Here is a 22682-nt window from a genome sequence, read left to right on the forward strand (position 1 = left end):
CAGGAAAAAACTCGTTATTAAAACCTAAAGGCTGTAGGCTATTATTTGCCGTAAACTGCTTTAATTTTATCTACAATTACTTGAGCCAGACGTTCATGACTTTCAAAAGTCCAACCTGCAATGTGAGGCGTCAGTAAGACATTTTTTGCTTCGAGAAGATATTGAAAAGCTTCTGGGGTGTTTTTATCTTGAAAAAGCGTTTCAAACGAAAGTTTTTCATACTCCAAAACATCTAGACCAGCACCTAAAACCTTTTTCGACTTCATAGCTTCAACCAAATCGGCTGTAACTATATTTTTACCTCGCGAAGTGTTTATGATCCAAAATGGCTTTTTAAATGCATTTATAAATGCTGCATTTACCATTTTATCTGTTTCGGGTGTCCAAGGCAAGTGAAGACTCAAAACATCTGCTTTTTCTTGAAGTTCTGCCAAAGAGACTTGTTTGGCATTTTCGTCTCCTACATTGTCTAAAATATCATAACATAAAACTTCTGTCTCAAAACCTCTTAGTTTTTTAGCGAAAGCTTTACCCATATTTCCGTAACCAATAATTCCGACTGTTTTTAAATCCAGTTCATGACCACGATTGCTTTCACGATTCCATTGTCCTGCTTTTACTTCGGCATCGGCTTGGTTTAAATTATTAAACAAAGATAAAATAACGCCCAAGGAATGTTCTGCAACAGCGTTGCGATTACCTTCTGGAGCCGCAATGAGATGAATTCCTTTTGCAGAAGCATACTCACAATCAATACTTTCCAGACCTGCGCCAACTCTCGCGATAAATTGCAACTTTGCTGCTTTATCTAAAAAGGTTTTATCAATCTTGAAACGGCTTCGAATTACAATTCCGTTATAATCATGGATTTTGGCTTCGATTTCTTCTTTTGAAGATTTAAAATCGGCGTGGTTTTCAAAGCCCGCTTCTTCCAATTGGTTCCAAAGAATTGGATTATTACTATCGATATGAAGAATTTTTACACTCATTTTTATTGATTTTATGATCTAACAAAAATACAGTAATTCTTCAAGATTATCTTAAATGAAAAGTTTTTGAACCATATAAGTGATATAAGTTTATTTTAAATTCTGCGTAGATCATTTGTTTTTTTACTTGTAGTTTAGAGTTGAGATACCATTTTTTTGAAATGCAAGCCATATAAGTTTCTTTAAGTCTACTTTATGCAGTTATAAGCCTTATCTGGTTTATTCCTTTTCCACTTCGTAGATTTTTTCTAACTTTGAAGATATTGGGATTTTTTCATATCCTATTCATTAATACTTCACAAAATTTTTATATGAAATTAACCAAGACTTTTAAAGCCTTTTTTAAGAACGAAAAATCAGGAGGAATTATCTTGCTCTTTGTCACGCTTTTATCCTTATTTCTTGCCAACTCATCTTTTCAGGTTCCATATGTTGCGTTTTGGGAAAAAGATAATATTGCAGGGCATTCGATCACACATTGGATCAATGATGGGTTAATGACAATTTTCTTTCTTTTGATTGGTTTGGAGTTGGAACGAGAAATTTATCACGGTGAATTATCAAATATTAAAAACGCATCGCTGCCCATCATGGCTGCTTTTGGAGGAATGCTAGTTCCTGCCGCAATATTCTTAGCTTTAAATTACGGAACAACTACACAAAACGGTGCCGGAATTCCGATGGCGACCGATATCGCATTTGCCATTGGAATTTTATCTCTTTTAGGAAATAGAGTTCCTGCTTCATTAAAAGTTTTTCTAACAGCTCTTGCCGTTATTGACGATTTGGGCGCAATTATCGTTATTGCCATTTTTTACACCACGTCAATCTCTTTTTTAAATCTTGGAATCGCACTTGGAATCTGGTGTTTGCTTTTTGTTTTAAATCGAATGAAAATTCACAATCTAATTCCGTACTTAATTGGCGGTGTCATAATGTGGTATTTTATGCTTAATTCTGGAGTTCACGCCACCATAACAGGTGTGATTCTGGCATTTGTTATTCCGTTTGGCGATGGAGGCGAAAAAACCTCTTCGTATAGACTTCAACATTTTCTGCATCAGCCAGTCGCTTTTTTTATCCTGCCTCTTTTTGCAGTTGCGAATACTGCTTTACCAATTACCGAAAACTGGCATGAAGGCTTAAGCCATGTCAATACCTACGGAATCATTCTTGGACTTGTAGTGGGAAAACCGCTTGGAATTTTACTTTTTTCTTCAGTGGGGGTTACTTCTGGTTTGTGCATTTTACCGAAAAATCTAAAATGGACACATATTTTAGGCGCGGGAATGCTCGGTGGAATTGGTTTTACAATGTCGATTTTCATTACCGTTTTGGCATTCAAAAATCCTGAAATTATTGTCTTTTCTAAAATAGCAATTCTTATTGCTTCTTTCTTAGCTGGACTTATGGGATTTGTTTATTTGAAATACACTCTTAGTAAAAAATGAAACTTATTTTTTAAATTCCAATTGAAAAAATTCCAAATTCCAATTTAAAACTTTGCAAAGATTCCATGTTCCTTGGAATTACAAACTATAATTTTATTCTCATTTTTATTAAACATAGCCCAAGGTTTCAACCTTGGGCACACAACGTAAACGTAAAGTGATTTGCAATGCGTTCCCAAGGTTGAAACCTTGGGCTATGTTTGATAATCTTTGTCGAATTCTAGTGCGATTTGCTTCGCATGTTCGCGCCTCGTTCTTCAGAATAACAAAATATTCTATTTCGCAAAAAAAATTCCAAACTCCAATAATAAAATTGGAATTTGGAATTTAAAATATTGGAATTTCTTTAAAACCTAACCTTTAATCTGTTTCAAAGAAGTCTTGATTCCTTTAATTAATGACGAACTGAAACCATTGTGCTCCATTTCGTTCAGACCGACAATTGTACAGCCTTGAGGCGTTGTTACACGGTCGATTAATTGTTCTGGGTGCACTCGTTCTTCTAGAAGCATTTTCGCAGCTCCTTTTACCGTTTGCGCGGCAATTGCTAAAGCAGTATTAGAATCAAATCCTATTTCGATTCCGGCTTGCATAGAAGCGCGAATATAACGTAAAGCATAAGCTGTTCCACATGCGCCTAAAACTGTCGCTGCATCCATTAGTTTTTCATCAATTACTGGAGCGGTTCCTAAATCTTGGAACAAATCGACAATTGGCGAAGCATTTGCTGCATACTTTTCTGGGAAAGAAATACAAGTCGCCGATTCTCCAAACTGAGCCGCAATATTTGGCATAATGCGAACTACCGGATATTCGTAGTTGGTTTTAGTTTGAAGCACGTCCAAAGACAATCCGCTTACTGCAGAAGCAATAGTTTTGTTTTGAATAACGGGCAGAATTTCAGCCAAAACTGTATCTACCTGATACGGTTTTATGGTTAAAATAACAACATCAGCTTCCTCGATGTTGTGTTTATTATCGTTAGAAACAGTAATGCCATATTCTGATAAATATTGAATACTTGCAATGTTTCTTCTTGTAACAGTAACTTGGTTGTTTTTCGAGAATTTAGCAATTCCCAAGGCAATAGAAACCCCAAGGTTTCCTCCTCCAATAATGTGTACTTTCATTCTGGTTGGCTTTAATTTATTTCTGGCTGATTAACAGCTTTTTTTGCGCCTGTAAATTACGCAGATTTTAGAGATCTTAAATCACTGTAATATACTAATTTGTGGCAAAAATCTAGAATCCAAGAATCAAATTAGCTACTCCAAAGTAGAGCATAATTCCAAAAACATCATTGGTTGTTGTGATAAACGGACCCGTAGCAATTGCGGGATCAATTTTGTTTTTGTTAAGAAAAAGTGGCACTAAAGTTCCTAAAGTTGCCGCAAAAAGAATCACCACAATCATAGAAATCGAAATTGCAAATCCGACCAAATACTGCTGGTACATGATAGAATGATAGCACAATAAAAGCAAAGAGATAATGCTTCCTGATATCATAGAAACGGTAATTTCTTTTGTAAAATAACCGCGGCTAAAATCTTTTAACGTTCCATTTGCCAAACCTTGCACAACAATTGCCGAAGCCTGAACACCGATATTTCCTGCAGTTGCAGATAATAACGGCACAAATATGATTAACGTCGAATATTTTTGAAAAGTACTTTCGTTACCTTTTAAGACAAAAGAAGCCACAATCTCGATCACCATCCCGATTAAAAGCCATGGCAAACGCGCTTTTGTCAATTCGTAAACACTGTCATTCGATTCAACGTCTTGTGTAATACCCGCAGCTAACTGGTAATCCTTATCGGCTTCTTCCTTGATAACGTCAACAATGTCGTCAATAGTAATTCTTCCCACCAAACGGCCGAGTTCGTCAACAACAGGAATTGCCTCTAAATCGTATTTCTGCATGATACGAGCCACCTCAACATCTTCGGTATCTACGTTTACGAAATTTAATTTCCTGATATAAACCTCACCGATCTGCGTTTTAGTAGAAGAAGTTAGTAAATCTTTAAGTGATAATCTTCCTTTAAGTCGGTTTTCATCATCAACTACATAAATAGAATGTACTCTGGATACATTTTCTGCCTGAATTCGCATTTCTTTAACGCAGGTTAAGACATTCCAGTTTTCATTTACTTTTACAAGCTCTTTCCCCATCAAACCACCGGCTGTGTTCTCGTCGTAACGCAAAAGATCAACAATGTCTTTGGCGTGCTCCACATCGACCATTTCCGAGATTACTTCCGCTTTTATTTCCTGCGAAAGTTCCGCGATAATATCGGCAGCATCGTTGGTTTCAAGCTCGTCAAGCTCTTCTGCAATTTCCTTTGGCGAAAGTCGGCTTAAGATATTTTCACGCAGATCTTCTTCTAATTCAAGAAGAATTTCAGCTGTTTTATCACTATCTAAAACCTTAAAGATGTAGGTTGCTTCGTCAAAATCTAATTCATCTAAGATTTCGGCAATATCAGCGTGGTGCAGATCATTCAGTAAAACTTCAAGTTCATTGTCGTTTTTACTAATAATCAGTTCTTCTAATTGAAGTATAAATTCTTTACTAACTTTGAACTCCATCGGCTTCTATTTTTTGAGTTAGTTCAATAAATTCGGCTGTACTTAGCTGTTCCGGACGTTTATCAAAGATAGTGTCTTCTCGCAGTTTATCAGATAAATTTAATGTTTTCAAACTGTTACGTAATGTTTTTCGTCTCTGCTGAAAAGCGGTTTTTACAACCGTAAAAAACAACTTTTCGCTACAAGGAAGACTGTAATCTTCCTTTCGGGTCATTCTCATCACACCCGATTTGACCTTGGGCGGAGGAATAAAAACGTTTTCATCAACCGTAAACAGATACTCAGTATCATAGAAAGCCTGCGCTAAAACTGATAAAATTCCGTATGTTTTCGAACCTTTCTTTTCGCAGATGCGTTCGGCTACTTCTTTCTGAAACATTCCAGAAAACTCTGGAATCTGATGTTTTAGATCTAATGTTCTAAAAACAATCTGAGAAGAAATATTATACGGAAAGTTACCAATAATGGCAAACTGTTTGTCCTTGTAAACTTCGTTTATATTGTATTTCAGGAAATCCTGAGAGATAATTTTATCTTTTAATTTTGGATAATTAGCATCCAAATACGCTACAGATTCGGTATCGATCTCAATAACGTGTGTAGTAATTGGCTTTTCAAGTAAGTATTTAGTAAGCACACCCATTCCTGGTCCTATTTCTAAAACCTCATTGTATCCCTTAAAAGTCAAAGTATCTGCAATTGCTTTTGCAATACTTTCATCTTTAAGAAAGTGCTGTCCTAAATGTTTTTTGGCTTTTACTTTTTCCATTTTCTTACTTGTTTGCCAGAAGGCTGCAAAAGTATTCTTTTTTTATCGAAAGGCTCTACATCTACTGAATTATTTTGCTATAAAGGCACGAAGACGCCATTTTTTTTGCCACGAAGACTCAAAGGCGCAAAGGTTTATTTTTTTCAATCAATTACAATCAAGAAATTGTCTTTGCCTCAAATTTTAACTGAACACTAATTCCTGATCACTGAACACTAAAAAAATCAGTGTTCCGAAATAACCTCTAATTCTGTTCTAAATGAAAGCATTTTATCTGCAAATAAACCCAAAGCTTCTCTGTGAAATTCTGGTTCATCTTCGATATAAAACTTATCTAAAGTTTCTTTGCTGTCTGTTACATATTGTACCGAATAGGTAATTCCGCCCATTTCTTCTTCAACCAAAACTTTTACAATTCGTGCTGAAGAAAATTTCTGAGTTGCCAGAATTTCTGGTATGTGTTTTTCCTGCATCCATTTTAACCATTGGTCGTGAACGCTTTCGTGTATATTGGTGGTAACGTTGTATATAATCATTTTTTTTTAAGGTTCTAAGGTTCTGAGATACTAAGCTTCTAAGTTTTTCTTTTTGGAATTTGGAATTTAAATATTGAAATTTATAAATTCTTATCCCCTCTTAATTCTCTATATTTTTTTCTCGCATCAACAAAATAAATACTATCCTGATGATTGAAAATTACTTTTTCGTATAACGGTTTGGCTTTTTCTACGTCTTTTAGTTCGTCGTTGTAGATTTCGGCTGAAAAGAACAGCGCTTCGTCTACATAAATTCCGTCGCTGTGGTGATCAATGATTTGCTGATATTGGCTTAAAGCCGAAGCAAAATCTTTCTGGCTTTCATAAACTTTACCCAAACGCAATAAAGTCACCGCTTCTATTTCCTGACCTTTATATGTTTTTAAGATATTTTGAAACTGGGTTATAGCTTCTTGTTTTTTATTCTGATAAATTAAAAAATCACCTTTTGCAAATGCTTTCAGCGCCACCTGAGTCGAATCAGCAGCCGTATTGTCATTAATCAATAAAAAATATTCCAGAGCGTCGTTGGCAATTAATTGTGTATTTGCCGCTTTTAACTCTTTAAACTGTTTGTTTGCCCATTCAAAATCGCCTTTATAATAACTTGTTTTGGCCGCTTTCAAACTCGCTTCGTGCGCCATTACATCGTTCTTCAAATCCAATTGAATTTGCGAATAGTAAATAAGCGCCTGATTGTACTTTTCTTCCAAAAGCAAAATATCAGCCAATTCCATTTTAGCATCGGCTTTTTGGTATTCGTTTAGATTTAATTCTAAGGCCTTTTTGATTACCGCTTTTCCTTCTTCTGTCTTTTTCAAATTAAAAGCCAGAAAATGGGCTTGAATAATTTGCAAAGATAGGGTAAACGGACTGATTTCGTAAGTTGCAAGCAATTGCTGTAATTCTTGGCTAATGGCTGGATAATCTTTTTCTTGTGCTTTATCGATTTTAATCTGCATTAAATACGCATTCGACTGAATCAATAAATCTAAATCTTTGGTGTTTTGAAGAATGAAATTCAGAATTTCTTCTGCTGTATCATCGTCTCCTTCATTCATAGCAAATTGACTCAGATTAACAATACTCATCAACGATTCTGGCTCGCGTTTGTAAATGGCTTTTTCCTGGATAAATGCTTTACCGAATTCTTTCTGCTGCACATAAAACCAGCTCAGATAATGATTCCAAAAAACATCTTGATCTTTTTGGGTTTTTAAGATTAAGGCTTTACGCATCGCATCTTTAAAAGCCGTATTGTCGGTTTCGCCATTCATAAATCGAGACAATTGTGTCTGAATCAAATTGGTGTTTTGCGGATTTGTGAAAGATTCTGTCAATAATAAATCGATCATTAAATCGGTTTTTCCTAACTGACCGTAAAGCATTCCGATTTGGAAATTGAAATTGAAGTTCGGCTGAACTTGCATTGCCGTCTGATAGGCTTTTAAAGCATATTCGAGCAATACTTTCTTCTCAAAAGAACTGGCAATTCCGTAAACATCATTCGGATTTACTTTTATTTTTTCGATTGCCTGTTCATAGTAATTTTTAGCTTTCGAATCATTTTTCTGCAATTGAAAGTTATATCCTAATTCAACTAGAAAAACGCCTTGTTTATAACGATTGTAACGCTCTTGAATGGCTTTCTCGGCATTTGAAAATTGCTGCAATTGCTGGTAACAATCGACTGTTCTTAAAAAATACTGAGTGTTGGATGGTGCGGCTCTTAAAAGCTCCTCATAACTGATTTTTGCTTTTTCGAAATCGCCTTTGTCGTAGTAATATTGCGCCAACTGCTCGTTTTGCCCAAATGCAAAACCAGAAAATAACAAAACGATACAAATCAATATGTTTTTCATATTGCAGTTTTTTAATTTACGATTAAAGCAATGAAAACTGTGATTGAGACTATACTAAATTGCCAATTGCTTTTTAGATTTCCAAAAAATCAATCCCAAACCAATTAAAATAAACGGAATACTTAAAATCTGTCCCATATTAATCAGCATATCATTCTCGAAGGCTTCTTGATTTTCTTTGAAAAATTCTATTATAAAACGGGCTGTAAATAATAAAGTTAAGAAAGTTCCGAAGATTAATCCCTGTGCATTTCTGATTTTTTCTGACTTGTACATATAAAACAGAATTACAAAAATCAACACGTAAGCAAATGCTTCGTATAATTGAGTTGGATGTCTCGGAATCAAATCGTCTCTTTGAAAAACAACTCCCCAATTTTCATTAGTTGGCTTTCCATAAATTTCAGAATTCATAAAATTCCCCATTCTAATAAAAGCGCCCGTTACAGGAACTGCAACAGCCATTTTATCCAGAAGTCCTAAGAATTGCACTTTATATTTTCGGCAGTATAAAATCATTGCCGTAATCACTCCGATCGAACCTCCGTGACTTGCCAAGCCTTGATAACCTACAAACTGGTAAGCTCCTTTTATCTTTTGAATTGGTAAAAGAATTTCTATCGGATGTTTGAAAAAATATTCCGGTTCGTAGAAGAAACAATGTCCAAGTCTAGCGCCTAAAACAGTCCCGACGATGACATAAATCAATAAAGAATCCAGATTGTCTAACGAAAGATTTTCTTTTTTATAAATGTTTCTGACGATATAAAACCCGAGAAGAAGTCCGCAGGCAAAAAGAGCTCCGTAATATTTAAGAGGAAAAGTATCTGTGATCCAAAATATAACGGGATCAACGTTCCAGTTTAAGATACCGTTTTTCATTTGTTGCAGTATAATGTTTAAAGAAACCTGACGGATTTAAAAACCGTCAGGTTTAACTAATAAACTAAATTTTTAATTTATAATATCAAATCCGCAGTAAGGACGTAAAACTTCTGGAATTACGATTCCTTCTGGAGTTTGGTAGTTTTCAATAATTCCCGCCAAAACTCTAGGAAGCGCCAATGAACTTCCGTTAAGTGTATGCGCTAATTGATTTTTTCCGTCTTTGTCTTTAAAACGCAATTTCAAGCGGTTTGCCTGGAAAGTTTCAAAGTTAGAAACAGAACTGATTTCTAACCAGCGGTCTTGTGCTGTAGAAAACACCTCAAAATCGTAAGTCAAAGCAGATGTGAATCCCATATCGCCACCGCAAAGACGTAAAATTCTATAAGGCAATTTCAATTCCTGAAGAATATTTTTTACGTGTTCTACCATTCCGTCCAATGCAGCATAAGAATTGTCGGGGTGCTCGATACGAACGATTTCTACTTTATCAAACTGGTGCAAACGGTTTAATCCGCGCACGTGTGCTCCGTAAGAACCTGCTTCACGACGGAAACATGGCGTATAAGCCGTATGCAAAACTGGCAATTCGCTTTCGCTCAAAATAACATCGCGGAATAAATTCGTTACTGGAACCTCAGCCGTTGGAATCAAATATAAATCGTCGACTCCTGCGTGGTACATCTGCCCTTCTTTGTCTGGCAATTGTCCTGTTCCGTAACCTGAAGCTTCGTTTACCAAATGAGGAACCTGAACTTCATTATAACCTGCAGCCGTATTTTTGTCTAAAAAGTAATTGATTAAAGCACGCTGTAAACGAGCTCCTTTTCCTTTGTAAACAGGAAATCCTGCTCCAGTAATTTTTACTCCCAATTCAAAATCGATAATATCGTATTTCTTCACCAATTCCCAGTGAGGCTGTGCGCCTTCGTGCAAAACTGGAATATCTCCTTCTTGGAAAACATTCAAGTTATCATCTGGTGTTTTTCCTTCAGGAACAATATCTGCCGGAAGGTTTGGTAACGTATATAATTTATTGGTTAACTCAACAGCCAAAGCTTCTGCTTTTTCGCTCAGTTCTTTACTTTTTTCTTTTAGTGAAACTGTTTTTTCTTTTAAGATTGCTGCTTTAGCTTTCTCACCAGCTTTCATCAATTCACCAATATCTTTGGACAATTTATTAGATTCTGATAAAGTATTGTCTAATTCTACTTGTGCAGCACGACGATTTTCGTCCAATTGAACCACTTCTTCAACAACGCTTTTAGCATCGATATTTCGTTTTGCTAAAGCTTTGATTACTTTCTCTTGATTTTCTCTAATAAATGCGATTTGTAACATAGCTTGTTTTTTATAACTATTGTATTTTTATAACGGAAGCAAATTTAAGGAAATGTTTGTTAACAAAAGGACAAACTTTTTCAGGAAAACCGAAATCTCGTATAAACAGCAAAAGCACCCTAAAAGTGCTCTTGCTATATTTTAAAAATTTATAATGTTTTACTCCAAAAAACGATGCCTATCATCTCTATGAAAAGCATAATCTCTTCCGTTAAACTTTATCTTTTCGATTTCTTTTTTTGTTTTCAGGTCGCTTTTTTCTTCAATTCCATTTTCTAAATCATCTTCGACCGCTTCTTCGTAAGAAAACTTTTTGGTAATAATCAGATCAAAATATCCATTGGTTTTATGGTCAGAAAAACTCATTCCGGTTTCTAAAGTTTCGATTTGAAAAGTTCCGGTTCCGTTAGAATCGCCGTTAGTTAATTGAACTGGATATTCGTATAAAACTTTTCTAATTTCTTTATCACCTAAAGTAATCAGCGTAAATTTTTGCTCCGAATACAACACAATTCGGCTGCTTGCGCGGGCTTCTGTATAAAAAGCAATGGCTGGTGTTTTTTCATTTAGAAAAAACAAATCTTTTAAAATATGCGATTTCGAAAACTGAATGGCTTCATTATCGTAATAACCCAGATTCTCATCAAATTCTTCAGCAATTATGCTTCCGTCTTCCCGATTTACAAATAGATACTTTCGCTGAAAATAATCTCCAAGTTCTTCATCGTCATCGTTTGTTCTAAAAGCTTTTTTATCGTGCGCAACGGTTGTGAGCACAAAAAAAGTAGTTTGATCGTCATAATTGATCGAACTTGATTCTTTAATTTTAATATCTGAATATTTGATTTTGAGGTTTGTTGCCACTTTGGAGAGCAGCTGCAGATTCATTTCTTTTGAATCTTCAATTTCATCGAGATTTTTAAAAATGAGTTTCTTTAGTGGTTTTTTATTAAAACCAATATCGGCTTGAGTTTGCGAAAGAAGTTCTTGATACTGAGCTTCTGCTTCATTCTGAACTTTTTCATTTTTCCCGCAGGAAAACAACAACATCAAAACACCGCTTAAAAGAATTGTTTTTTTCATAGGCTTTGGTTTGTTAGAAATTTAGGGCGTCTCAAATATATAATTTTCTTACAAACCACAAGCAAAAAAATAAAAACTAATCTCTCTTAATTTCGTGACCTACAAACTCTTCCAGTGTTTTAAACATTTCTTCAACCGAAAGCACTTCTGTGTCAGGGTGAGATTTTAGAAAAGAAGCATTCAATTCAGCTAGATTTTGGTCTAACTCAAAGTACGCATTGTTGTTTAGCAAATCCTTGAAAGCATTAGGAGTATCGAATTTTTCTTTTAGAAATTTCCCTAATTTGATATTGCTCTGCAAACGCAGTTTACGGCATTGTTCTTTAAACAATTCTAAATGTTTTTCTGCTCCGATTAAAGCTAATCCTTCTTCGATTAATTCATTCAATTCTTTATTCCATCCCGAATCATGTACAAACTTCGAAAAATTTCCTTCTGCATATTTAGAAGCATAAAAATCCAAATAGTAACTCATCAAAGCATCTTCGTGAATCAAGTCGTCGTCTATTTTTTCTTCGCGCATTAAATTAATTACCGAAATATTCGAATTTACAATGTCTTGCGGATTTTCACTATTCGCCGCCGTTTCTGAAATGATGATTTTACCGAATTCCATTTGAGTTTTATTTAAAAATTGTTTTGCAAAGTTGGGGTAAATAATAATACGATTTGGAAGAAATTAAAGTTTTTGACAGATTTCCGCCGTTTATCACAATCTTTAATCAAAATTAGCGTTATCTTTATCTAATATAAAGATGCAGCTAAAACTGAATGCTTTTAACGCAACTATTTGGAAAGAAATGCATCTATTATATAGAAAACTTTATATAAAGTTTTCGCAACCAAAACCAAAACCATGAAACGGATTGTCCTAATATTTAGCATTCTGCTAGCTTTAACAAGTTGTGAAAACGATGATTTGCCAAATTCTGATGTGCAATATTCGTTAATTGCAAAGGGAGATTCTTTTCCTAGTGATGAAAGTCTTGCACCAAGACATTTAATCATTAAAGATCAGAAAGCTTGGGATAATTTAATTACAGAAATGAATGTTTCTACTGATTTATCTAAAGATTTTAAAGAAATTAATATTGATTTTAGCCGATATCAAGTTATTGCCGTTATAGACAAAACTCAAAATACAAGCGGCCATTCGATAGATATTGTTGAAATTTCAGAAAATCGAAATACCATAATTGTAAAAGTCGAAAAACTAAAAAATGGCAATAGCACTTTAAAATTATCAAGACCTTACGATATTATTAAAACAGACAGGACAGATAAAAAGGTCATTTTTGAACAATAGCCTGATCAAAATAAAAACCTACCACTTTTAAAATATTTTTAATTGCCTCCAGTTTTTTCAGCTGGAGGCAATTATTTTTTAATAGTCAGCAATAACATTTCTTTTTCTTCAAGTTCCATTTGATTCGAAAACAAATCTTTAATCAAAAAGTAATATTAAAATAACCCCCGAAAAATAAAAGCTGTCACCAATTACAAGAATAAACCGTAATTTTATTCCATCCAAAATGGATTTAGCAGCAAAATAGAAAAATATGGATGGAAGAAAAGCATTAGAATATTATGTTTTAGATGTATTCTCAAACGAAAGTTATAGAGGAAATCCGCTTTCGGTTGTTTTTACAGATGGTAATTTAAAACTAGAAACCTATCAGGACATTTCGAAAGAGTTTGGCTATTCTGAAACCTCTTTTGTCTATTATTCCACAAGAGAAAAAGCACTTGTAGTTCGTTCGTTTACTCCAACTGGAATCGAAATTGATGGCGCAGGACATAATCTATTAGGCGCGGTCTGCGGTGCGCTCCTAAAAGGCATTCCTATATTTGATGAACAAAATGAAAGTGAACCTTTTGTAATTATGAATCATTCGGCAATTCCTGTAACTACAAGTTTAGATCCCATTACTTTGTATCCCGTTGTTCAAATGCATCAAAAATCGGCAGTCATTAAACAAGAAATCCCAACATACAAAATTGCGGTGGCTCTTGGCTTAAAGATTGAAGATTTAGATGTAAATTCTTTTGTGCCAACTATTGTAAAAACTGAAGTAGCGCATACGATGGTTCCTATCAAAAACAGTCAAATATTAAATAGCTTTGTTCCAGACAACCAGCTTTTAATTCAAATCTCAAAAGAATACAATTCTGAAGGTTTTTACTGTTTCGCTCCAGCAGATGAAGATCAGGATCATATCGTTGAAACGAGATTTTTCAACCCAATAATTGGAATAAATGAAGACCCTGCAACAGGAACCGCGGCTGGACCTTTAATTGGTTTTTTAACGCAGAAGAAATTTACTAAATCAGACAAAGAGTATAAAATCCTTCAAGGTGTGAAATTAAAACAGGCCTCAATCATTGAAGTTATGAATCGTGAAGAAGATATTTTGGTTGGTGGCTCATCGATTATTACCATGAAAGGGGAATTGTATATTTAATTTTTATTCGACATTAAACAATCTCAAAATATACGAAAGTTCATAAACTATAAAGAGTGTTATCAAAACAGTATGAAAAACTTTATTATGAATTTTTATCGCAACCAGACACAAAACAATGTGACTGATGATGCGTACATAATATTCTTCTTGATTGTATAAAAAATAATTACCACCCTTTATTGCTGTGTCAATCAAATCGGCACCAAAGCTAATGGCCAGAATGGCAAAAAACCAGTTTTTTCTGGAATAAAAATAGTCTTCGTAACCATTATAATCACGTAAATCATCAGGATAAAGAATCGCACACAGCAAATAGAAAATGAGAATATAACAGATGATAAAAAAATAATCGGCAAAATACCATTCCTGAATCAATTTCAAGTTAAACTCCCACCACCAGAAATGGATAATTAATAAGAAAACATAAAACACCCAAAGCGAATGAACAAAGTAGATCTTTTTCCGCCCGGGATGCTGAATAAAAATAACCGATCCTTTTATAAGATGTGTTAAACTTAAGCCTAGAATAATTCCGATAATCGATTTGACGTGGGTTAGTTCTTCCATACACAAATTACTTTTATTGACTTAAAATTAAATTAATTAATTCAATTACAATAATTTGCACTTAACTTTCAAGAATAATTCAAAAACAAAAAAGCTGCAATATATAAATATAGTGCAACTTTCTTAATTGTCGTAAACTTATAAATAACTTTAAAAAAGGACGGCCCAAAAAATGGGCCGTGTCTAAAATATTTTTTGTCTTTAAAATTTAGAAATACTGAAACTTCCATCAGTTACTTCATAATTTTTTTCATTTTTAGTGTGTGAAAAATTAAATGTTCCTTCAATTTTTTTATCATTATTTACTGTTATGTTTATAGTTCCTGACTTTATATCCACATTATTAAGTTCAGGCATGAAGCTAAAATTGATACGATACGTTGTCGTAAGATTTGACAAATCATATACCACAGGATGACTTCCAACTTCTGCATTTAGTGGCAGCCATAAGGAAAGTTTTTTATAATTATCATCAATTCCCTCACTAACCATTATATTCATAGAGCTAGAAATGAGAATATCGGGTTCAAAGGAGTAATTTTTCCCTTCGTATTTGAATTTCACAAAATCACTTTGTGGTGTATTCTCTTCTGAATCATTACTGCTACATGACGACGATAATGCTAATGCAAAAATAGCAATAGCAAAAAACAAGATTCTTTTTAAATTTTTCATAATTGGCTTTTATTAAATTAATGAGCAAATATAGAAAGAATTTTATTACAAAATATATTAGGAAATAGTAAAAAAATATTCTTTTGTAAAAATAAAAACCGCATCTTGGCAGAATGCGGTTTAATTATTTAAAACTAGAGAACTTCTTAGTTCGTTTTCATTGGCGGTAAATCAAACGCTTTTGAATCGTGTTCGAAGTTATTTCTGTGTGCTCCATCGCAAAATGGTTTGTTAGCAGAATGTCCGCAACGGCAAAGTCCCAATGCAGATCTTCCTTGTAAACCGTAAAGTGCTCCTTCTGGATCCATGATTTCAAAATCTCCTTCAATTTTGATTGATCCGTTTTTATTGATGATTAATTTCGTCTTGCTCATAAATTTGTTTTTTCGGCTGCAAAGGTTGCGAAATATATTGGCATTTATAAGCGGTGAACGTAGTTTAAACTGGTTCTATTTTATGAAGAATTCCGCTGAGATTCGCAAAGTTTTTTTTAATCTCGCAAAGTCGCGAAGGCGCAAAGTTGTTTTGTGTTTTGTCTGGCTGAGCGGAGTCGAAGCCCGCAAAGTGATTCTACGATTTTGCCACGAAAGCGAAAAATTTTGTCTATACGCTTTGTGTATCAGACTCGTCATCTTTTTTTTGCTGATTCATTTTTGTGATTATCTCTTTCAATCGTAAAGCTCTTTCTTTTTTCTCTTCTTGAACTTTAGCTTTTTTACGTTTTAGCAATTTGGTATGCAAAGCTTTATTTTTTGAATCTTTTTGAGGTCCTTTTGCCATAACTATCAATTTTGAATAGTACAAAGATAAGTATTATGATGTTTTTGCCACGAAGACTCAAAGGCTCTAAGTTTTTATTTTAACGCGTAATGTATATAATTCACAAAGATTGTCAGGCTGAGCGTCCCGAGAATTCGAGAGAAGCCCCGCACAGTGATTCAGCAAACGTGGCTTCGACTCCGCTCAGCCTGACAAAACAACAAAAACTCTGCGCCTTTGCGAGATTAAAAAACTTCGTGTCTTAGCGTCTTCGTGGCAAAACATAACAAAAAACTCCGCGCCTTTGCGAAATTAAAAAACTTCGTGCCTTAGCGCTTTAGTGGCTAAAACCTTAAAGCGCTTTATAAACAAAATTCTTAAACTTCACGTTTCCTTTTCCGATCGAGCAAAGTCCAATTCTTAAACCAAGAAAACCGCTTAAAACATTATGATTGTAACCTGAAACTTCTACCGAATTTTCAATCTTTTTCCAGTCTTTTCCATCGAGACTATAAAACATATCTACGGTGTTTTTAATGTTTTTAAGTTTAAGAAAGACTTTTCGTTTATGCGTATCTTTTTCTGTTGGAAATTGCCATCCTCTCAAATTGGCTAAAATATTGTTTTGATCGGCCAAAATTCCTGAATAATATTGTTTGTCATAAAACAAAACAAGTCCGCCTACAGCATCGCCTTCTATTTCCATTTCGACTTCAGCTGAATAGGAATGCCCTCCCGGAACGACAACAAGAGGCGAACTATTTCCAACACCATCTCCTTTACCTTCAATTGTCAAAGTATTGTCGGCAACCTTAAATCTCGAACTTTCTACTCCATTATAAAACTTCCATTGTGGTTTTAGAGCCGAACCATCGAAATTATCACTCAAAGAAAATTCAGGAAGCTTTTTTCCTTCAGGCTTTGCAATCGGTTTGTCCGTTTCAATTCCATTTGGAATTTTGTACCAGCCGTCTTTTGTCCATTCTACAGGCTGCAATAAAGTTTGGCGCCCTAAGTTGTAATATCCGTTTTCATAACCGTGAAAAATCATCCACCATTTTCCGTTTGCATCTTCAAAAACGGTGCTATGTCCTTTTGACCACCAAGTTTCAGAACTGCTGTTTGTTCGAACAACTGGATTATGCGGCGAGTTTTCCCAAGGTCCAAGTGGCGATTTTGATCGTGCCGAAATCACCATATGACTTGTTGCGGGTCCTGCAGTTCCACCTTCGGCAACGGTTAAATAATAATATTCTCCTCTTTTGAATAATTTTGGGCCTTCCATACAAAAACATTCAATACTCCATTCGCGCGGAATTTTCCAACCATCATAAACATGCTTTAATTCGCTCGTTACCGAAAGTCCATCTTTTGAAAGTGCGACATATCCGCCGTTGCTAAAATACAAGAATCGATTTCCTTTTTCGTCTGCAACATGTCCAGGATCAATATTTCCGATTTTCAAATCTACAGGTTCACTCCACGGACCGTTTATAGAATTTGCTGTTACGACAAAATTGGTGTTATTCGCCGGAAAATAGATGTAATACTTATTGTTGTATTTAATTAAATCTGGCGCCCAAACAGCTCCAACATATTTATGAAGCGCATTGGTTACAGGTTCCCAATTCATTAAATCGGTCGAATGCCAAATTAAAAGTCCAGGGTAATAATCGAATGAAGAATGTACAACGTAATAATCTTTTCCATCTCGAAGCAAACTCGGATCGGGATAATCTCCTGCAAAAATCGGATTATTGAATTTATTTTCTTTTAAAATCTTCTCGGATTGCGATTGAGAATTGACTGAAAGTGTTAGTAATAGAAATAAAACGGAGAGGTATATTTTGTTCATTTTGATATTTTTTTTTCAAATATAGTCAAAAAGACTATAAGATGATTGTTCCACAGAGATGCACGAAGAATTTCTCAGAGATGCGCAAAGTTTTTTTATTATGTTTTTGCCACAAAGGCGCTAAGGCACGAATTTTTTAAATCTCGGAAAGTCGTGAAGGCACGAAGTTTTTCCTTATGTTTTGTGAGGCTGAGCGGAGTCAAAGCCACGTTTGCTGAATCACTGTGCGGGGCTTCGACTCCGCTCAGCCTGACAAACTTTAACAAAAGCTTTGCGGCTCTGCGTCTTTGCGAGAGCTAAACTCAAAAAAAATCTTAGTGATTCTCTGTGTTTTCTTTGTGAATCTCTGCGGAATTGTAAAATCTCAATTCTATTGCTTATTTTTGCACTCATAAAATTCATATAATGACACAGAATCCAAAAAGATATACGATCACAGCTGCCTTGCCTTACACCAATGGACCTATTCATATTGGACATTTGGCTGGAGTTTACGTGCCTGCAGATATATATTCTAGATATTTAAGATTGCAAGGAAAAGATGTAGCATTTATCTGCGGAAGCGATGAACACGGCGTTGCAATCTCTATGAAAGCCAAAAAAGAAGGTGTTACTCCGCAAGAAGTTATTGATAAATATGACGGAATCATCCGTAAATCGTTTGCTGATTTCGGAATTTCATTCAACAATTACTCGAGAACTTCGGCAAAAATTCATCATGAAACGGCTTCTGAATTCTTTAGAACATTATATGATAAAGGAGATTTTATAGAAGAAGTTACTGAACAATTGTATGACGCAAAAGCAAATCAGTTTTTAGCAGACCGTTTTGTTGTGGGAACTTGTCCGAAATGTGGTAATGACGGTGCTTACGGAGATCAGTGCGAAAGTTGTGGATCTACTTTGAACGCAACCGATTTGATCAATCCAAAATCGACAATTACTGGAGAAACTCCAATTCTTAAAGAAACAAAACACTGGTTTTTACCTTTAGACCGATATACTGATTTTTTAACTGAATGGATTTTAGTCGGACATAAAAACGACTGGAAAACGAATGTTTACGGACAAGTTAAATCTTGGATTGATGCAGGTTTAGAACCTCGTGCCGTAACACGTGACCTTGATTGGGGAATTGACGTTCCTGTTGAAGGTGCCGAAGGCAAAAAATTATACGTTTGGTTTGATGCGCCTATTGGATACATTTCTTCTACAAAAGAATGGGCCGCGCGCGAAGGAAAAGATTGGGAACCGTATTGGAAAGATGAAGAAACAAAATTGGTTCACTTTATCGGAAAAGACAATATTGTTTTCCACTGTATTATTTTCCCTGCGATGTTAAAATCGGAAGGAAGCTACATTTTACCAGATAACGTTCCGGCAAATGAGTTTTTGAACTTAGAAGGAAATAAACTTTCGACTTCTAAAAACTGGGCGGTTTGGTTGCACGAATACTTAGAAGAATTCCCAGACAAGCAAGATGTTTTACGTTATGCTTTAACATCAAACGCGCCTGAGACAAAAGATAATGACTTTACTTGGAAAGATTTCCAAGCTAGAAATAACAACGAATTGGTTGCCGTTTTCGGAAACTTCATTAATCGTGTTGTGGTTTTAACCAATAAATATTACGATGGAATTATCCCGACGCCAAACGAATTTACAGAAGTTGACGAACAGACTTTAGCAGAATTAAAAGCGTATCCAGCTGTGATTTCAAGTTCGGTTGAGCGTTACAGATTCCGTGAAGCTTTAGGCGAGTTGATGAATGTTGCCCGTTTAGGAAACAAATATTTGGCAGACGAAGAGCCTTGGAAAGTAATGAAAGACAATCCAGAGCGTGTAAAAACTCAAATGTATGTGGCGTTGCAAATTGCTGCTGCGTTGAGTGTTTTAGCTAAGCCATTTTTACCGTTTACAGCGGCTAAATTGTCAAAAATTTTAAACCTAAAGGATCTAAAAGAGCATTTTAAAGGATTCAGTAAATTTTTGAAAGAAAATCATCCTGGCGCTACAGATGTTGTTTTGGATAAAGTATTAGGTTGGAATGACATTTCTGAGCATTCCGATTTGTTGCCTGCAGGACATAAAATTGGAGAAGCAGAATTGCTTTTCGCTAAAATCGAAGACGAAGAAATACAAAAACAAATAGATAAATTGGAAGCAACAAAAACAGCTAATTTGGCTGAAAGCAAACAAGCAGAACCGCAAAAAGACTTAATTCAGTTTGAGGATTTCGCGAAAATGGATATTCGTATCGGAACTATTTTAGAAGCTGAAAAAATGCCAAAAGCAAACAAACTTCTAGTTCTTAAAGTAGATACAGGAATCGATGTTCGTACAATTGTTTCGGGAATTGCTGAAAGTTTCTCTCCAGAAGAAATCATCGGGAAACGCGTTTCTGTTTTGGCAAACCTTGCTCCAAGAGCTTTACGTGGTGTTGAAAGTCAAGGAATGATCTTGATGACAACAAACGCAGAAGGAAAACTGGTTTTTGTAAATCCAGATGCTGATGCGCCGAATGGAGCGACTGTGAACTAAGTCTCACACATTACTATACTAAACGTGAATCGATTGAATTCCTCAATTGGTTCACGTTTTTTCATTCTACAAATACTTGTAAACACATTTTTCATCCAAATTAGTTTTCTTACAAAAAAAATTAGATATTAGCGCCAAGAGTTATTCAAAAAACTTATAATTATGGAACTATTAGAAAGCTTGCCTACTCTGCTTAAATCTTTTTGGTATATCGCTATTCCATCAAGTTTAATTTTTCTTATTCAAACTATTATTACCTTTTCAGGTCTTGATATTGCCGATGGTTTCGATACCGATTTTAATGCTGATATGCACGATGGCGGCGATTTTCAATTATTCTCTTTAAGAAATTTGATCAATTTTCTGTTAGGTTTCAGCTGGACAGGAATTTCTTTTTACTCTACAATTGGTGAACATACTTGGTTTTTGATTGTACTTTCTTTTGTTGTGGGGGTTTTATTTGTGCTTTTATTTTTCTTCGTAATCAAACAAGTTCAAAAATTAGCCGAAGATAATTCGTTTAAACTTTCTAATACACTTGATAAAACTGCAGAAGTTTATTTAACAATTCCAGAAAACAAAACTGGAAAAGGCAAAATTATGATTAGCGTAAACGGCGCTTTTCATGAATTGGAAGCCATGACCGAAAATGCCAGAATTGCTTCTGGAACAGCTGTAAAAGTTGTTAAAATAGAAAACAACCTCCTCATCGTAGAAACCCTATAACATAAACTATAATGATAATGAACCCAATTATTTTGATTGCAGTTGCGGCAATCGTTCTATTCGTAACCATTTCAGCATTAATCTCAAGGTACAAACGATGTCCTTCAGATAAAATTTTAGTAATCTACGGACGTACTGGTGGTACCTCAGCACGTTGTGTACATGGTGGAGGAGCTTTTATTTGGCCAGTAATTCAAGATTATTCTTTTCTGGATTTAAAACCGCTTTCTATCGAAGCCAATTTAACTAATGCATTGAGCCGTCAGAACATTCGAGTTGATGTACCTTGCCGTTTTACAATTGCAATTTCTACAGAATCAGACAGTATGAATACTGCTGCTGAAAGGTTATTAGGTTTATCATCAGAACAAGTTCAGGAACTGGCAAAAGACATTTTATTTGGTCAGTTGCGTCTGGTTATTGCAACAATGACTATTGAAGAAATTAACTCTGATCGTGATAAATTCTTAGACAATATTTCTAAAAACGTAGACAGCGAATTGAAAAAGATTGGTTTAAAGTTAATCAACGTAAACGTTACCGATATTAGAGATGAATCGGGTTATATCGAAGCTTTAGGAAAAGAAGCTGCTGCAAAAGCCATCAACGAAGCAAAAATTAGTGTTGCTGAACAAGAAAAAATCGGGGAAATTGGTAAAGCCCTTGCCGATAGAGAAAAAGATACTCAAATTGCAGAAACACATAGAGATCGTGACGTAAAAATTGCGATTACTCAGAAAGATAAAGAAATTAGTATCGCAACTGCTTCTAAAGACGAAACAATTGGTAAAGCAGAAGCAGAAAGAGATACAAGGGTAAAAACTTCTGAAGCCAATGCCATTGCTATTCAAGGGGAAAACGAAGCAAAAATTGCCATTGCCAATTCAGAAGCACTTCGTAGAGAAAAAGAAGCAGAATCATTACGTGTTGCAATAGCCGCAGAAAAAGTACAACAAGCAAAAGCATTAGAAGAATCTTATATTGCAGAACAGAAAGCCGAGCTGGCGCGTTCTGAAAGAGAGCGTTCAACACAAATTGCCAACATTGTCGTTCCTGCCGAAATTGCTAAACAAAGAGCAATTATCGAAGCACAAGCTGCTGCAGAAACTATCAGAGAGAATGCAAAAGGAGAAGCTGATGCAATTTTCGCTAAAATGGAAGCAGAAGCAAAAGGTTTATTCGAAATCTTAACCAAACAAGCTGAAGGTTATAAAGATGTTGTAGCTGCTGCAGGTGGAGATCCAAGCAAAGCATTCCAGCTTTTATTATTGGAAAAACTTCCAGAATTGGTAAAAACTCAGGTTGAAGCGGTTAAGAATATCAAAATTGATAAAATTACGGTTTGGGATTCGGGTAATGGTCAGGGCGAAAATGGATCAACAGCCAATTTTGTTTCTGGTATGATGAAAACTGTTCCGCCATTAAATGATTTATTCAATATGGCTGGATTAAATTTACCGACTTACCTAAAAGGTGAAGACACTCCAGAAGTTTCTCCAATTATCCAAGTAGAAGAGACAAAAGAGTAAAAATCTTCATTTTAGAAAATAAAAAAGCATGAATCGGTTAACTTTTATCGATTCATG

The 22682-nt window shown here is 35.0% G+C and carries 21 protein-coding genes; 6 read left to right on the plus strand and 15 right to left on the minus strand.

Annotated elements, in window-relative coordinates; all coding sequences use genetic code 11:
* Positions 1-41: 41 nt before the first annotated feature.
* Positions 42-989, minus strand: a complete 948-nt coding sequence (locus Q9Q97_RS01495; protein WP_306153729.1) for a 2-hydroxyacid dehydrogenase — start codon at positions 987-989, stop codon at positions 42-44.
* Positions 990-1300: 311 nt separating this feature from the next.
* On the opposite strand from Q9Q97_RS01495, the gene nhaA reads away from it, so the two are divergent.
* Positions 1301-2440, plus strand: a complete 1140-nt coding sequence (gene nhaA, locus Q9Q97_RS01500; protein ID WP_306153731.1) for a Na+/H+ antiporter NhaA — start codon at positions 1301-1303, stop codon at positions 2438-2440.
* Between the two features lie 353 nt (positions 2441-2793).
* Here the strand turns inward: nhaA and proC are convergent, their stop codons facing one another.
* From proC to Q9Q97_RS01545, 9 genes are all read right to left on the minus strand, one after another.
* On the minus strand, positions 2794-3570 hold the full coding sequence (gene proC, locus Q9Q97_RS01505; protein ID WP_306153733.1) for a pyrroline-5-carboxylate reductase: 777 nt from the start codon (positions 3568-3570) through the stop codon (positions 2794-2796).
* A gap of 112 nt (positions 3571-3682) precedes the next feature.
* Entirely contained in the window at positions 3683-5032 is a 1350-nt protein-coding gene (gene mgtE / locus Q9Q97_RS01510; RefSeq protein WP_306153735.1) for a magnesium transporter, read from the minus strand.
* Positions 5016-5801, minus strand: coding sequence for a 16S rRNA (adenine(1518)-N(6)/adenine(1519)-N(6))-dimethyltransferase RsmA (gene rsmA, locus Q9Q97_RS01515; protein WP_306153736.1), 786 nt, complete (start codon positions 5799-5801; stop codon positions 5016-5018). The genes mgtE and rsmA overlap by 17 nt, the downstream gene beginning before the upstream one ends.
* Before the next feature lie 224 nt (positions 5802-6025).
* Complete coding sequence (locus Q9Q97_RS01520; protein ID WP_095952990.1) at positions 6026-6337, minus strand: DUF4286 family protein; 312 nt, start codon at positions 6335-6337, stop codon at positions 6026-6028.
* Positions 6338-6417: 80 nt separating this feature from the next.
* Entirely contained in the window at positions 6418-8199 is a 1782-nt protein-coding gene (locus Q9Q97_RS01525) for a tetratricopeptide repeat protein (protein ID WP_306153739.1), read from the minus strand.
* A 54-nt stretch (positions 8200-8253) separates the two neighbouring features.
* On the minus strand, positions 8254-9081 hold the full coding sequence (gene lgt / locus Q9Q97_RS01530) for a prolipoprotein diacylglyceryl transferase (protein WP_306153741.1): 828 nt from the start codon (positions 9079-9081) through the stop codon (positions 8254-8256).
* Between the two features lie 72 nt (positions 9082-9153).
* Positions 9154-10425, minus strand: coding sequence for a serine--tRNA ligase (gene serS, locus Q9Q97_RS01535; protein WP_306153743.1), 1272 nt, complete (start codon positions 10423-10425; stop codon positions 9154-9156).
* Positions 10426-10584: 159 nt separating this feature from the next.
* Positions 10585-11508 (minus strand): hypothetical protein, encoded by a 924-nt coding sequence (locus Q9Q97_RS01540; protein ID WP_306153745.1) that lies wholly within the window; start codon positions 11506-11508, stop codon positions 10585-10587.
* Between the two features lie 76 nt (positions 11509-11584).
* Complete coding sequence (locus tag Q9Q97_RS01545) at positions 11585-12124, minus strand: hypothetical protein (RefSeq protein ID WP_306153747.1); 540 nt, start codon at positions 12122-12124, stop codon at positions 11585-11587.
* Positions 12125-12364: 240 nt separating this feature from the next.
* On the opposite strand from Q9Q97_RS01545, the gene Q9Q97_RS01550 reads away from it, so the two are divergent.
* On the plus strand, positions 12365-12814 hold the full coding sequence (locus Q9Q97_RS01550) for a protease complex subunit PrcB family protein (protein ID WP_306153749.1): 450 nt from the start codon (positions 12365-12367) through the stop codon (positions 12812-12814).
* Between the two features lie 253 nt (positions 12815-13067).
* Positions 13068-13970, plus strand: a complete 903-nt coding sequence (locus Q9Q97_RS01555; RefSeq protein ID WP_306153751.1) for a PhzF family phenazine biosynthesis protein — start codon at positions 13068-13070, stop codon at positions 13968-13970.
* A 3-nt stretch (positions 13971-13973) separates the two neighbouring features.
* On the opposite strand, the gene Q9Q97_RS01560 is transcribed toward Q9Q97_RS01555, so the two are convergent.
* The 5 genes from Q9Q97_RS01560 to Q9Q97_RS01580 all read right to left on the minus strand — a co-directional run bounded on the left by Q9Q97_RS01560 (position 13974) and on the right by Q9Q97_RS01580 (position 17829).
* A complete protein-coding gene (locus Q9Q97_RS01560; RefSeq protein WP_306153753.1) occupies positions 13974-14540 on the minus strand; it encodes a hypothetical protein in 567 nt (188 codons plus the stop codon).
* A gap of 201 nt (positions 14541-14741) precedes the next feature.
* Complete coding sequence (locus Q9Q97_RS01565) at positions 14742-15215, minus strand: DUF6252 family protein (protein ID WP_306153755.1); 474 nt, start codon at positions 15213-15215, stop codon at positions 14742-14744.
* Positions 15216-15361: 146 nt separating this feature from the next.
* Positions 15362-15589 (minus strand): CDGSH iron-sulfur domain-containing protein, encoded by a 228-nt coding sequence (locus Q9Q97_RS01570; RefSeq protein ID WP_306153757.1) that lies wholly within the window; start codon positions 15587-15589, stop codon positions 15362-15364.
* A gap of 229 nt (positions 15590-15818) precedes the next feature.
* Complete coding sequence (locus tag Q9Q97_RS01575; RefSeq protein WP_306153759.1) at positions 15819-15995, minus strand: hypothetical protein; 177 nt, start codon at positions 15993-15995, stop codon at positions 15819-15821.
* A 331-nt stretch (positions 15996-16326) separates the two neighbouring features.
* Positions 16327-17829, minus strand: coding sequence for a family 43 glycosylhydrolase (locus Q9Q97_RS01580; RefSeq protein ID WP_306153761.1), 1503 nt, complete (start codon positions 17827-17829; stop codon positions 16327-16329).
* A 405-nt stretch (positions 17830-18234) separates the two neighbouring features.
* On the opposite strand from Q9Q97_RS01580, the gene metG reads away from it, so the two are divergent.
* From metG to Q9Q97_RS01595, 3 genes are all read left to right on the plus strand, one after another.
* Positions 18235-20370, plus strand: a complete 2136-nt coding sequence (gene metG / locus Q9Q97_RS01585) for a methionine--tRNA ligase (protein WP_306153763.1) — start codon at positions 18235-18237, stop codon at positions 20368-20370.
* Between the two features lie 162 nt (positions 20371-20532).
* Positions 20533-21096, plus strand: a complete 564-nt coding sequence (locus tag Q9Q97_RS01590; RefSeq protein WP_306153765.1) for an NfeD family protein — start codon at positions 20533-20535, stop codon at positions 21094-21096.
* A gap of 17 nt (positions 21097-21113) precedes the next feature.
* Complete coding sequence (locus Q9Q97_RS01595; RefSeq protein WP_306153767.1) at positions 21114-22625, plus strand: flotillin family protein; 1512 nt, start codon at positions 21114-21116, stop codon at positions 22623-22625.
* The last annotated feature ends 57 nt before the right edge of the window (positions 22626-22682 follow it).

The sequence above is a fragment of the Flavobacterium sp. DG2-3 genome (assembly GCF_030730925.1).
Classification (GTDB): Bacteria; Bacteroidota; Bacteroidia; order Flavobacteriales; family Flavobacteriaceae; genus Flavobacterium.